This window comes from Archangium lipolyticum (assembly GCF_024623785.1).
Classification (GTDB): domain Bacteria; phylum Myxococcota; class Myxococcia; order Myxococcales; family Myxococcaceae; genus Archangium; species Archangium lipolyticum.
Genome location: NZ_JANKBZ010000011.1, coordinates 114,354 through 126,995, shown reverse-complemented (window position 1 = coordinate 126,995; position 12,642 = coordinate 114,354). Strand labels below are relative to the sequence as shown.

Annotated in this window: 14 protein-coding genes and 1 pseudogene; 6 read left to right on the top strand and 9 right to left on the bottom strand. The window is 65.4% G+C overall.

Annotation, left to right across the window (positions count from 1 at the left end; genetic code table 11):
• The first annotated feature begins 3 nt into the window (after positions 1-3).
• From NR810_RS23905 to NR810_RS23885, 5 genes are all read left to right on the top strand, one after another.
• Complete coding sequence (locus tag NR810_RS23905) at positions 4-345, top strand: rhodanese-like domain-containing protein (RefSeq protein ID WP_257455655.1); 342 nt, start codon at positions 4-6, stop codon at positions 343-345.
• Positions 346-429: 84 nt separating this feature from the next.
• Complete coding sequence (locus NR810_RS23900) at positions 430-2,046, top strand: bifunctional metallophosphatase/5'-nucleotidase (protein WP_257455654.1); 1,617 nt, start codon at positions 430-432, stop codon at positions 2,044-2,046.
• 119 nt (positions 2,047-2,165) lie between these two features.
• Positions 2,166-3,209, top strand: a complete 1,044-nt coding sequence (locus NR810_RS23895) for a YeiH family protein (protein WP_257455653.1) — start codon at positions 2,166-2,168, stop codon at positions 3,207-3,209.
• 55 nt (positions 3,210-3,264) lie between these two features.
• A complete protein-coding gene (locus NR810_RS23890; RefSeq protein WP_257455652.1) occupies positions 3,265-3,735 on the top strand; it encodes a DsrE family protein in 471 nt (156 codons plus the stop codon).
• 324 nt (positions 3,736-4,059) lie between these two features.
• The gene (locus NR810_RS23885; protein ID WP_257455650.1) at positions 4,060-4,869 is read left to right on the top strand and encodes a sigma-70 family RNA polymerase sigma factor; all 810 of its coding nucleotides are present in this window, start codon (positions 4,060-4,062) and stop codon (positions 4,867-4,869) included.
• A 128-nt stretch (positions 4,870-4,997) separates the two neighbouring features.
• On the opposite strand, the gene NR810_RS23880 is transcribed toward NR810_RS23885, so the two are convergent.
• The 3 genes from NR810_RS23880 to NR810_RS23870 all read right to left on the bottom strand — a co-directional run bounded on the left by NR810_RS23880 (position 4,998) and on the right by NR810_RS23870 (position 7,734).
• Positions 4,998-5,720: a hypothetical protein gene (locus NR810_RS23880; protein ID WP_257455648.1), complete on the bottom strand. Its 723-nt coding sequence runs from the start codon at positions 5,718-5,720 to the stop codon at positions 4,998-5,000.
• Positions 5,721-6,193: 473 nt separating this feature from the next.
• The gene (locus NR810_RS23875; RefSeq protein ID WP_257455647.1) at positions 6,194-6,559 is read right to left on the bottom strand and encodes a hypothetical protein; all 366 of its coding nucleotides are present in this window, start codon (positions 6,557-6,559) and stop codon (positions 6,194-6,196) included.
• On the bottom strand, positions 6,556-7,734 hold the full coding sequence (locus tag NR810_RS23870) for a LysM peptidoglycan-binding domain-containing protein (RefSeq protein ID WP_257455646.1): 1,179 nt from the start codon (positions 7,732-7,734) through the stop codon (positions 6,556-6,558). The genes NR810_RS23875 and NR810_RS23870 overlap by 4 nt, the downstream gene beginning before the upstream one ends.
• A gap of 475 nt (positions 7,735-8,209) precedes the next feature.
• On the opposite strand from NR810_RS23870, the gene NR810_RS23865 reads away from it, so the two are divergent.
• Positions 8,210-8,839 carry a hypothetical protein gene (locus NR810_RS23865; RefSeq protein ID WP_257455645.1) on the top strand — a complete coding sequence of 210 codons (630 nt, stop codon included), beginning with the start codon at positions 8,210-8,212 and terminating at the stop codon, positions 8,837-8,839.
• A gap of 35 nt (positions 8,840-8,874) precedes the next feature.
• Here the strand turns inward: NR810_RS23865 and NR810_RS23860 are convergent, their stop codons facing one another.
• The 6 genes and pseudogenes from NR810_RS23860 to NR810_RS53025 all read right to left on the bottom strand — a co-directional run bounded on the left by NR810_RS23860 (position 8,875) and on the right by NR810_RS53025 (position 12,414).
• On the bottom strand, positions 8,875-9,354 hold the full coding sequence (locus NR810_RS23860) for a DUF4265 domain-containing protein (protein WP_257455644.1): 480 nt from the start codon (positions 9,352-9,354) through the stop codon (positions 8,875-8,877).
• A 5-nt stretch (positions 9,355-9,359) separates the two neighbouring features.
• Positions 9,360-9,572: an HNH endonuclease gene (locus NR810_RS52860; RefSeq protein WP_407653823.1), complete on the bottom strand. Its 213-nt coding sequence runs from the start codon at positions 9,570-9,572 to the stop codon at positions 9,360-9,362.
• Entirely contained in the window at positions 9,485-9,847 is a 363-nt protein-coding gene (locus NR810_RS23855) for a protein kinase family protein (protein WP_257455643.1), read from the bottom strand. Before NR810_RS23855 ends, NR810_RS52860 begins: the two co-directional genes overlap by 88 nt.
• A 197-nt stretch (positions 9,848-10,044) precedes the next feature.
• Positions 10,045-10,527, bottom strand: coding sequence for an NUDIX hydrolase (locus NR810_RS23850; RefSeq protein WP_257455641.1), 483 nt, complete (start codon positions 10,525-10,527; stop codon positions 10,045-10,047).
• An 11-nt stretch (positions 10,528-10,538) separates the two neighbouring features.
• Positions 10,539-11,009: an NUDIX hydrolase gene (locus NR810_RS23845; protein WP_257455640.1), complete on the bottom strand. Its 471-nt coding sequence runs from the start codon at positions 11,007-11,009 to the stop codon at positions 10,539-10,541.
• A pseudogene (locus tag NR810_RS53025) lies at positions 11,009-12,414 on the bottom strand (DUF2380 domain-containing protein). Before NR810_RS53025 ends, NR810_RS23845 begins: the two are co-directional and overlap by 1 nt.
• Between the last annotated feature and the right edge of the window lie 228 nt (positions 12,415-12,642).

Below are 12,642 nucleotides of genomic sequence, written 5' to 3'. Positions count from 1 at the left end.
TCCATGAAGGCCGTTCTCGTCGTCTCAGCCTTGTTCCTCGGTCTGTTCCTCGTCTCCTGTGCGCACAACCGCTCCGCTGGGGCCGAGGCCCATCGACGGGTCGAGGCCGGCGCCACGCTGGTGGATGTCCGTACTCCGGAAGAGTTCGCCGCCGGGCACCTGCCAGGTGCGGTGAACATCCCCGTGGAGGAATTGCTCCGGCGGCTCCCCGAGCTCGGGTCGCCGGAGAAGCCCCTCGTCATCTACTGCCGCAGTGGCGCGCGCAGCAGCCGCGCCGAGCGCCTCCTGAAGGATCGTGGCTTCCAGGACGTCTTCAACCTCGGCCCCATGTCGGCCTGGGAGTGATGCCTGCCTTGACTGCGATTCGGGAACTTCGCGTGGCACGCCTCGTGTCCTCTCCGCTGTCCCTCTCACTCAAGGTGCTCCACGATGATGCGTCTCTTCTCGCTGCTCGGCGCGCTGTTCGCGCTGGGCGGCCTGGGCTCCGGCTGTACCTTGCCGCGGCCGGGTTCCATCTCCTCGCTGGCCGTCAGCGCCCCCGAGCCCGAGCGCAAGCAGCTCACCGTCCTCTATGTGGCGGACCTGCACGCGCAGTTGCGCGCCCACCCCGAGCTCTTCTGGCACGGCGGCAAGGAGCGGATTGAAGAGGCCGGCGGCTTTGCCCGTGTGGCCGCCGCCATCCAGCGGATTCGCGCCGAGCGCGGCGGTGAGGTGTTGGTGCTCGACGCCGGAGACACGATTCAGGGCTCGGGCGCGGCGGCGCTCACCGAGGGCGGCGTCCTCGTCGAGCCCCTCAACGCGCTCGGGCTGGACGCCGCGGTGCCCGGCAACTGGGAGGTGGTGTACGGCCCCGAGGTGCTCAAGCAGCGGGCTCGCGAGCTGAAGCATCCGCTCTTCGCCGCCAACCTGCGCGATGCGGCGAGCGGAGAGCGCCTCTTCCCGCCGTACTTCATGAAGGAGGTGGGTGGGGTGAAGGTGGCCGTCGTCGGCTTCACGGACCCGGACGTCCCGCGCCGCCAACCCCCGGGCTACAGCCAGGGCCTGCGCTACGACGGCCCGGAGGAGTTGCCGGCGCTCGTGCGGGAGGTGCGCGAGCGCGAGGGGGCCCAGGTGGTGCTGTTGATGACGCATGTGGGGCTCGCCAAGGCGGTGGGCCTCGCCGCCAAGGTGCCCGGGGTGGACGTCCACCTGTCCAGCGACACGCACGAGCGCACCTATGCGCCGATTGAGCAGGCCGGGAGCTGGGTGGTGGAGCCCGGCGCTTTCGGCTCCTTCCTCGGGCGGCTGGACTTGTGGGTGGAGGAGGGCAGGGTGGTGGACCGCCGCTGGGAGCTCATCGAGCTGACCGCCTCGCGCTTCCCCGAGGACCCGCGGGTGGCACGGCTGGTGGACGCCGCACTCGCTCCGCACGAGGCGAAGCTGTCCTCCCCGGTGGGCCGCACCGATGTGACGCTCGCGCGCTACGCGGTGGTGGAGAACCCGCTCGACAACGTGCTGGCCGACGCCATCCGCGTCGCCGGAGGGACGGAGATTGGCCTTTCCAACGGCTTCCGCTTCGGCACGCCGCTGCTGCCCGGGCCGGTGCGTGAGGCGGACCTGTGGAACTTCTTCCCCATCGTCAACAAGCTGAAGACGGGCAAGGTGAGTGGCCGCCAGCTGCGCGCCTTCTGGGAGCAGGAGCTGGAGAACGTCTTCGCCAGGGAGCCGGAGAAGCGCTTTGGCGGGTGGCTGCCGCGCCCCTCGGGGATGACGCTGCGCTTCCGGGCCGACGCGCCCAAGGGCAAGCGCCTCCTCGCCCTGGAAGTCGGTGGCAAGCCGGTGGAGGACGACCGCCTCTACACCGTGACGGCCTGCGAGCGTGAGGGCGATGCCCCCGACATGGTGTGCCGGATTCCCGGCGTCCAGGAGCCGCGCGTCCTGGACGTTGACGCGCACGAGGCGGTGCGCCGCTTCCTCGCCGGCAAGCCGCGTCTGAACGACGCGTTGCAAGGGCGCGCCGTGGGCGAGGACCTCCCGCCCGTGCTGCGCACCCAGCAGGTGCAGTGAGCCTTGGCCGAGATGGCGCGGACGCCTTCCGCCGCGGCCTGACACGAAACCGAACTGGGAGGAGCACCGGGCCGGTGTGCGCGTCACCCGAGCCCTCCCGGATGGAACGAGAACACGAAATGACTGCTCCTCTCGCTACTCCTGCCGCCACCACCGCCGCATCTCCTCCGGGGGGAGTCTGGCGCCGACGCCTGCCGGGCCTGGGGCTCGCCGCCGGGCTGGCGGTGGCCAGCTACTGGCTCGCCATGCTCCCGGGGCTGAAGGTGGTGGGGCCGCTCACGGTGGCCCTGTTCATCGGCATCGCGCTCCGCTCCGCGATGGGGCTGCCAGCCCTACTGACGGAGGGCACGCGCTACTCGGCACGCACGGTGCTGCGGCTGGGCATCGTGCTGATGGGGGCCCGGCTGGACTTCGGCCTGGTGGCGAAGGTGGGCCCGCGCGTGCTGCTGCTCGCCCTGGCCGTCATCGTCGGCGGCATTCTGGGCATCCGCTGGGTGACGCAGCGCTTCGGCGTTCCGGAGAAGCTGGGCACGCTGCTGGCCGTGGGCACCTCCATCTGCGGCGCCAGCGCGGTGGTGGCCGCCAGCTCCGTCACCCGAGCCGAGGAGGAGGACACCACGCTGGCGGTGGGCCTGTGCGGCATTCTCGGCACGGTGGGCGTCCTCTTCTACGTCTTCGTGGGGCCGCTGCTGGGGCTGAGCACGGCGCAGCTCGCCATCCTCTCGGGCGCCACGCTGCACGAGGTGGCGCAGGTGATGGCCGCGGCCTTCACCTGGGGCACCTCGGCGGGGGACCTGGGCACGCTGGTGAAGCTCACCCGCGTGGTGCTGCTGGCTCCCGCGCTCGTCGTGCTGGGGCTCGCCTCCGGCGCGGGCGGCAGGGTGCGCTACTCGTGGAAGGAACCGCCCATCCCCTGGTTCGTGCTGGGCTTCCTCGCGGTGGGCGTCCTGGGCTCGGTGGGCGTGCTGCCCGCCGCCGCCAAGGCTGGGCTCTCCACCGCCAGCGTCTTCCTCATGGTGATGGCCATGGCGGCCATGGGGTTGGGCACCCACCTGAGCATGGTTCGCCGCGCGGGCATGCGCGTCGTCTACGCGGGCCTCGCCGGCTTCGCGGGCCTGGCGCTGTCCGCCTGGGCCCTCATCCAGCTGCTCTCCATCCAGTAACGACTCACATCGCCTTTCTCGAAGTACCCCTCAACCTCGCAGTGGAGTTCCTCGAATGAATCGCTTCCTGCTGCTCGTCCTCGCCGCGCTCGTCACCGCCCCTCTCGCCGCCATCGCCGCGGCGCCGTCACAGGCGCCCCAGGCCCCCGAGAAGAAGGTCCCCGCGCGCCAGGGCAAGCTCGTCTTCGTGTCCACCACGGGCCTGGAGGACATCGGCACGCTCTCCAGCTCCTTCCGGCACGCGAAGGCGGCCAAGGAGTCCGGTTACCTCTCGGACGTGGTGTGGCTGAGCTACGGCCGCGCGGTGGTGGTGTTGGACCCGACCGTGAAGGCCGTGCCGGAGTCGGTCCGCAAGGAGGCCCAGGTCGCGAAGGCCGCTGGCGTGCGGCTGGTGGCCTGTGGCCACGCGCTCGAGAAGTTCGACATCGACCCGAAGAAGCTCCAGCCCCAGGCGGAGGTGGCGGACAACGGAGTGGCGGAGCTCTCGCGCCTGGTGGCCGAGGGCTATCAGGTCATCCGTTACTAGAGAGCCGCGGCCGTCCCATGGCGAGCGTGATTCGGAGAAATCGGACCCTGGGCCAGCGTTACCTTCATCGTGCTGCCCCGCCAGGTCTGGTTGAGCGTGGGCCTGTTCCGTCCCCAACTGGGCCGCGAGAGCCTCACCAGTGGCTTCGTGGTGGACTCGCGGAGCTGAATCCCTCGCCCCCATGAGGCAGCTGGGCCTGTCCCTTCAACACCGGCGCCAGGTTCCCGCTATGTATCCCCATGAGGACGGCCAGGAAGACATCCTGGCGACCGAGCATGCTCCGCCACGGAAGTGACGGGTGCTCGAAGAGGAGGCGAGCGGGTGATGTCGACGCGAACCGATGAGCAGTTGATAGAGGCCGCGCGCGCTGGCGACGGCAAGGCGTTGGATGAGGTTCTCGCCCGCCATGAGGAGCAGGTGTACCGCTTCGGCCTGCGCATGTGCGGCTCCGAGGAGGACGCCAAGGAGGTGCTCCAGGAGACGCTGCTGGCGGCCTTCCGCGGCATCCACGCGTTCCGGGGTGACGCGGAGCTGTCCACGTGGCTGTACCAGGTGGCCCGCACCCACTGCTTCCGCCTGCGCCGCAAGCGCGTCGGTGCGCCCGAGGAGCTCCAACCCCTCGACTCTCCCGCGGCCACCCACCTCGCCGCGGCGGAGGCGACGCCGGACATGGCCTCCCATGCGCGGCAGATGGGGGAGATGTTGCAGGTGGCCATCCTCGCGCTGCCGGAGGCCTGGCGCGAGGTGCTCATCCTCCGGGACGTGGAGGGGCTCACGGCCGAGGAGGCGGCGAAGGTGGTGGGCATCGAGGTGCGGGCGCTCAAGAGCCGGCTGCACCGCGCGCGACTCCAGTTGCGCGAGCACCTCTCTACCCTGATGGGGGAGGGCGCCCAGGGCGAGGCTCCGGGGTGTCCGGAACTGGCGCAGGAACTCTCGGCGTTTGCCGCGCAGGAGGTGGACCAGGCCACCTGTGTGCGCCTCGAGGACCACCTGTCGCGCTGCCCGCGCTGCACCGAGGCGTGCGACTCGCTCAAGCGCACGGTGTCCCTGTGTCGGCGCATTCCAGGCGATGAGGTGCCCGAGCCGGTGCGCGCGGCGGTGCGCCATGCGCTGTCACGCGCGCTGCCCGCCTGAGCCCGCCAGCTCGAATCCTTCTCCGTCCCCCATGACTCCAACCAGCACCCGGCCGGGAGTCGGCGCTCCTCTCCACCAGTCCCACCTTCACTCCGTGGGCGAGCACGTAGCTCGGTCGTCCCAGTTCCCTATTCGACCTTGCGAATGCAACCAGTCCTTGCAGTGATTGCCGTTGGACACTTGACGCGCCGGAAAGAGACCGTGGGGTTGTCCGCGTTCGAAAACCAATCGAACCGCCAGTTACAACCCGCCCGCAGATCTGCCGGAAGCCTGGCGCATTCGGCCTTACTGCTGACACCGCCGTATCGGGCGCCCCAACCATCGCCTGGCGCATTAAACTGACTGGTGCAGCCATTGAATAGACCGACACCACCGCCGGGGATTAGTAGATCGAAAACGTTTGACTTCCCATCAGAGACCGCGGTGTCGATCACCTGAACCACGTGCGTCTTACCCTTCACAAATCCACTGGTAAATTGCAGGGCATAACAGCCACAGAGCCAGTCGCTCTCTTTTTTGCCCATCAAGGCCGCCGCAGCGAATCCATACGACATGTTTGCGTCCACGGCCCATGGCTGATTGTTACTACATATGTAGCTAGAGCCGCCTTGGCAGGCGTTCAGGGCGTTTCGGTCGGACAACACTGTTTTGCCATCTTTCGCGCAAGCATTGACCGGAGAGGTCTTGACATCGGCCTTCCCAGGCCATGAGCCGCTTGGCTTGCAACAATCCCACCGGCGGATCGTTTTGCCCGTTTCTGCAGCGGACAGATAGGTCAGTGGAGGCTCTGCCGCAGCAGCATCAGTTCCAGAAACCAGCAGGAGGACGAGCGCCGTCATCGCGATCGCCACTTGCCGAAGGGGAACTCCGTCTCGAGTATTTTGCATGCTGGGATGCCACCACAACTGAGAGTGAGAGTGAAGCGCCCGCTGCCGGACGGCACCACGCACCTCTTCTTCAACCCACGTTCTGGGCGCGCTACGCCAACGGCCTGGGCCAGTACGTGCTACCGCGACTGGACGTCTACCCTGGTGTCGGGCCAGGTGCTCCTCTGAACCCGCGCGAGCGATGGCCGGGTTCCCCCAAGCAGGGGCGAGACCGGAGCTGGAGGAGAGCCCGTCCTTTGCCGCGACGGTGGAGGAGCCCAAGAAGGAGCGCACACCACGATTGGACCAGCGGGCAACCTCTGGTGGAGGCGGCGGGAATCGAACCTGCCGCTCTGAGCCTCCGGCAAGAGCGAGCCTATTCGGGCGCACGCGGTTGCCCATCACCGGCGCGAATCCTCCGACACCTTCCCCGGACACCGTCCCAGGAGCCACTTCGTTCACCCAACCTGGGCTCGAGGGGGGACACGGCTACAGAGCAAAATGGCCAGGAGGCAGCAGCTCGCGCCAGCCACTGCCAGGAAAAGGGCCCTGACTGGATGCTCGGGAAGCAGATAGTAGACCGTCGTGGCGACGAACATGACGACTCCCGCCAGCTTGAGCGAAATCCGAGGCACGAGTGCCATCATGAGATTGAGTACCAGGTGAACCATCACGATCAGTTCCATGGTGAGCCCAAGGGAGACCCCGCTAGCGGGGGGGCGTCCACGGACTTCTTCATGGAAGGAGAAGGCGATGAATCCGAGCACGAGGAATACCGCCGTGGCACTCGCATGGATGAAGAGATGCAGAAGCCTTCTCTTCATTTCTTTCTCCACACGCCATACTTGCTCAGTGGGAGGTTGGTGATGGGGTTCTTCAAATCATTCATGTCCCGGAGCTTGTAGTGGACATTGATTTTCGTGAGCGTGACGCTCTCTCCGTATCCGGCGGAGATCTCTGTTTGCGTTTTGGTGAAGGTGTGATTATTGGCGGCCCAGAGCGCTCCTCTCAGCACCATGAAGTTGTCGTAGTTGTTTGAGCTGTCCTTATTGGTGAAGAAGATCGAGCCGTCGCCGTGCTTGATGCCCGTTTTGACTGTTTGAATGATGGCCTTGTCTTTATCCCCCGTGTCTTCAAGCTTGGACTTGTATGTATCCACCGCGAAGGGAATCTGGCCAATGGCATCTGCCCAGTAGGGATATCCTTCGATACTGACGAGCAGAAAACCATCTGCCCCGTCCTTCTTGTTGTGCTTCCAGTCTCCCTCGTTCTTCCTGCCGTAACTGATGGACCATCTGTCGACGTTGGAGAAGTCGACGATGTTCTTCCAGGTGAAGTGTTTGTACGCTTGGTAGGCCGGCGAACTTTTTGTTTCGGTTCCGGGATGGACCCAGATGAGCTCTCTATAGTGATCCGCGAGCGGCTCGAACCACTGGAAGCCCTTTTCGTAGGAGTACATCTGCTTGGCTGTGAAGACCCGAAAGGGAGCGCCCTCCTTCACCGGGCTGAACGGGTTGCCTATCGCCGCTGGGTCGAGCAACATGCTATCCAGCTTGTTGGGACGTAGCGCGAACAAAGGGAAACCATTGTCCCTGGTGACGAACCAGACCTGCTTGGGCTGCTGGCCAAAACGGAAGGCCGAAGAGTCAGGACGCAGGGCGATCGAGGTCTGGTTGTTCGAGGTCGTGAAGACATAGTCCTGGCCCTCGATCTTGAAGACCTCCTCGGTGACGGTGCTCGTCTGCTGGAGGAAGGGCAGCGTCTGGAATTTGAAAGGGACCGTCTGAACGGCGGTGGGAGGAGTTCCCGATGGCTTTGCTTTCTGGGACGTGCCGGATACCGGAATCTTCAATATCTGGCCGACCTGGATGAGATCGGGATTCGGGATTTGATTGGCTTTTACGAATGCGTCGACCGTGGTCTTGTACCGTTGCGCGATCTTCGACAAAGTCTCGCCCGCCGAAACGCGATGGGTTGATGGAGTGGATGGAATCCCCATATGTTGACTCCAGGAGCGGCACAACTTGGTACCAAGCCTAGAATGGTTTCGCTGGGGAACCAAGCCTCCGACGTGAGCAGCGGGCGTCCTTCCGGCCCTCTCACCTCGTCCCGCTTCCGGGCGTATAAGAAGGATGGAAGGCCTGTGGAGGGAATGTGCTGGTGCAGAGGGGCGGAGGAGGGCCGCTGACGGGTGCCGCCAGGACTGTGCGCCGGGCCGGTGGAGAGGCGGTGCAGCCCTCTTGGGGCACACGCCTACGCCTCCGGATTTGGTCCAAATTTGGGTGCGCCGTGAAAGGTGCACGTCACCAGTGGGTGGAAGTCCCACCCGAGGAACTGTCGATGCACCTCGGAAGCCATCGGGCGGTGAAGGGGGGTGACCCTGAGCCATCCCCTCATTTTAGCAGGGGAGCAAGGGAGCGGTGTGTAGGCTGAGTGGTGCGAAAAGTAGGACGGGCGCTATTACTTCCGCGGTCATGCGCAAGCCACGCCTCAATGACCAGCAACTCCACACGTTCCTGGAGTCGCTCTTCGCGGAGGACCTGCACGCCAAACGCATTCTCTCCTTGTCCCATGCCGTCCTGGGCGTCATCCACGCGGCCAGCCTGGGGGTGCACACCATTGGAAAAGCCCTGACCTGGGCCCGGGGCACACGCAGCAAGCATGGCGTGAAACAGGTGGATCGTCTCTTGTCCAATCAGGGCATCGACGTCTGGGCGCTCTTCGCTCTGTGGGTACCGTATGTGCTGGGGCAGAGAAGTGAAGCGCTCGTCGCCTTGGATTGGACGGACTTCGACGCCGAGGTGGCGAGCCATGGACGCACCACGCCGCTGGTGTGGCTCACGGTGGAGAAGAGCGCCCTGGAGGGGATGCGCAACGACACGGAAGACTTCGTGCTCAACCGTTTGAGGGAAGTGGTGCCCGAGGGGTGCGACTCACGGTGCTGGCCGACCGGGGGTTTGGGACCAGAAATTCTACGCCCTGCTCGAGCAGCTGAAGTTCGACTATGTGGTGCGCTTCCGCCAGTGCATTCAAGTCACGACGCAGACAGGAGAGAAGAAGAGCGCGGGCGAGTGGGTGCCAGAGCCGGGCCGTACGCTATATGAGGGGATGGTTCAGGGCGTAACCCCCTCACACCCGTTCAGCGGAGTCCTTTGTCACCTTCCCCGGGCGAGGCGAGGCACGCCTCCTCATACCCCCACCGCTCCTGAGCCTCTCCTTCATCCAGCATCGCTCTCAGCTCAGCCAGGGATACGGAGGGGGGAACATCCACGGAAATCAGGCCTGGGATGTGACTGCCCTCGCTCGTACACCCTCGTTCCTCGAGGAGCTTACGGACAGTGGGCACCTCGTTCTTGTCGTAGATGATGAGCCTCAGCGTGCTGTGTCCAGAGGGACGTACGACCTTCTGGAAACGGAGCTCGCCTCCATCGGAGATGGCCGAGACGACATCTCCGAGGGCAATTCCCGTGACGAAGAAGGGGATGTTGTCGATCCGGAACAGCCCTTCTCCAACGGGGAAGGCCCAGACGCTTTCGTAGTCCGCGGGAGGGTAGTCGTCCTCGTCCTTCTCCAGCTTGAAGACAATCTTCACCATGTCATCCGTGTTCATCGGGCCCATGATGCTCATTTCCCTGGTGGGACCTTGTCGCCCTTCTTGAGATTGCAATCCCGACAGAGTACCTGGCCGTTGTCGACCTCGCTGGGACCCCCCTTCGCACTGGGGATTCTGTGGTCCACATGGGTCTCGTTCAGTGGAGGAGTGACAATTTGACCCGGGCCAAGAAGGGGGCGAAGTGAACCCCGGCCAGCGTCGCTGACGCTCCGACTGTTCCACATGGCCGGAACGGGTGTTCCACTTCGCCGGAATACGCAACGTGAGGCCAGTAGCCGAAGCCCACCTGCTGCACGAGGTTCTCGTGGCGGAAGTGCCTGGCGATGATGGACTCGCGCATGGCCCACTCCTTGGCCCGGTAGAGCGGGATGAACTTGATGGCGAGGAGCGTGCCGGAGACCAGGTCTCTCGCTCTGTAGACGGTGCCGTAGCCTCCCGCCTTGACCAGCTCCTCCACCACCGCGCCGTTGATGCTCGTACCGGGTGGAAGGTCGGGCATGTCCCTCTCGTTCATGGCGTGGCGCCCCTCGGATCATTGTCCACGTGGGTCCTCGTACCACCGGAAGGAAGGGCGTTGTTCGCGGATATGTGCACAACCTCCGGAATCAGGCAGGATAACAGAACCAAGAGCTGGCTCTCCGCTCTACCGAGCCCAGGCATCGGGTGGGCTGTGGGCGCCGTACTTATTGGTGAAACTCAGGCTTCCTCGTCTGGAAGGAGCGTTAGCAGCAACTCGTCGTCGGGCCCGAGGGGATGCCAGCCGGGTGGTGGCGGAGAATCGCGAAGCGCTGCCTTGGCTTGCTCGACGCGCTGCTCATGAGTTTCCGGTGTGTAGGTACCCCAACGGGCGAGTGCCACGGCAACCTTGAAGTGGGTGGCATCGTCCATCACTGCCGGCCAGCCGTTTGGGAGTGCTTCGGCCAGTTCACGCACGAGCTGGCCGCGCACCAACCGTGTGACGCGACGACTCCGCTCCGCCTCGGCAACCAACCCGCTGAATACCTGCACTGCCGCGATGTCATCGGGACCAAGCTCATCCGCCAGTTCCACTAGCGAGGCGGTGGGGCGCGCCTCGGCGAAGGCGGTGAGCGAATCGTAACCGCGCTCGCGCACCCTCTCATACAGGCGTGCCTTTATGTTGCCCTCCCAGGAACGGTCCTCACTCGTCTTCCTCTCCAAGGAGGTGAGGCTCAGGCTTCGTCGTCGGGCAGGAGCGTCAGCAGCAACTCGTCGTCGGGCCCGCGCGGGAGCCAACCGGGCGGTGGTGGCGTGGCACGAAGCGCTGCCCGAGCTTGCTCGACGCGCTTCTCATGGGTTGTTGGGGTAAGGGAACTCCACAATCCGATTGCCTTGGCAACCTTGAAACGGTTGGCGTCATCCATAACGGTCGGCCAGCCGTTTGGGAGACATGCCCACAGTTCACGCACGAGTTGTCCGCGGACAAGGCGTGTGACCCGATGGCTTCGCTCCGCCTCGGCAAGCAACCCTCTGAACACCTGCACCCCGGCGACGTCGTCCTTGCCAAGCTCCTCTGCCAGCGCCACCAGCGAAGCGGTCGGGCGCGCATCTGCGAAGGCGGTGAGCGAGTCGTAGCCCCGCTCGCGGACCCGTTCGTACAGGCGCACCGTCCAGTTGCCCTCCCAGGAACGTCCGTCGGTCATCACCTTCTCCAAGGAGTGAAATTCATCGGGATGTCGTAGAACTTCATACGATCCGCGACGATGTCCATGACCTCGTTCCGCGTCAACATCCGGCCAGCTTCAACCTCGGCGTCGCGCAGCGTCTTCATGAGCATCCGGTTCCATTCACCCGGCCATGTGCGCCCCAGCTTCCAGTTGCCGCCACCGTGAATGGCCTCGTGTTTCGCCTGCTCCAGCTTGACGCAGAACTCGTCGATATCCATCTCGCCGGTGAAGCCGCGCCTCTCGAACCACTCGCGGAACTCCTTCGGCATGACGTGGTGCTGTGGCGGCTCGGCCATGCCTGCCCCGGTTTTGCCCGTCTCGTGCATGGCCCTCACCTCGGGTCCATCGCCCAGCGCCTCGCGCACGCCCTTGGGTAGCTCGTTGTGCGCCTGCGCCAGCATCACCTGGCCCGCCTGAACCCGCACGGCGGCGCTGACGACGGGCAGGGAGAGCACGCCCGCGCGCACCAACTGGTGCACCAGTTCCACCCACTCGGCGGACGCGACAATCCGCGTGCCCATCATCACGCCGTCGCCGCCAACCGCCAGGCCGATGCCGACCAGGGCGGGAGCGGACGGAGGCACCGAGGGCAGCGAAAACCTCATGGTCGAGAGCATGGTGACGGTCTCGATGGCCTCCTTGAGCAGCAGCACCTTCTGGAGGCTTTCCGCCGCCACGTGCATTCTCCCCACGGTGGCCGTGAATTCGTCCGTGAGATGGCCTACCAGCGGCGGCACGTCTTGCGCCGCGGCCTCCACCAGCTCGTGCTCCCGGGAGGAGAGCGCCGTCATGGCGGGCTGGAGCATCTCCTGCCTGCGCCACATGTCCGCGAAGAGCGTCTCCACGGGTAGAGGTGCTGTCTGAGCGCGACGTCGGCGAGGGTGAGGAAGTCGAGCCAGACGGCGAGCAGGAGCGAGCCCATCATGGAGGCTTCAAGCCGTGGGCCGGCGAGGCGCAGCAGGGCGAGTTGCATGTCCGGGTCCTCCACCTCCGAGGCGGTGTTGGCGAGCCGGGTGGCGGCGGCGAGCTGGGCGTCCATCCACCGCAGTTGCTGGACGCCGTAATCGACGTAGCGGAGGAAGACGCCGTTGCCGCTGGCGAGGCCACGCCCACTGGCCTTGAGCTTGGAGAGTTCTGCGGAGATACGGCGGGTGGAGCCAGATACGTCGAGAACGGCACTGCGAAATACCAGCTGGGCCGCGAGGGAGCTCTGCCGCGCGACTCTCTCTCGAGAGGCCTCGTGCCAGTCCTCTGACCTGGCGCCCGAACGAGGGGTGAAGACGAGAGGGTCGGTCTGGCCTGTGTCCAGGCGCTCGACCCGGGAGGCAGTGCCACACCCGAAGAGGAGAACCATCATCACAGCCGTGCAGCACAGCTTCATGGGGATTCCTCCCGGCCATCCCTCCATGGGTAGCCAGTCCGGAAGAATACCGATTGGGTAAAGCAATCCCCGGGACAGGGTTCACGGGAAGGTCACGTTGCCGAGGGTGACAAGCCGGCCTCCGTTCTCGTCCCACAACTTGAGGGTGAAGGTGCCCCGCGCCTCCTGCGCCCAGAGCTCGGACGAAGATGCTCAGCAGCGGCAGGAGAGTAGGGCTCACGCCGCCGT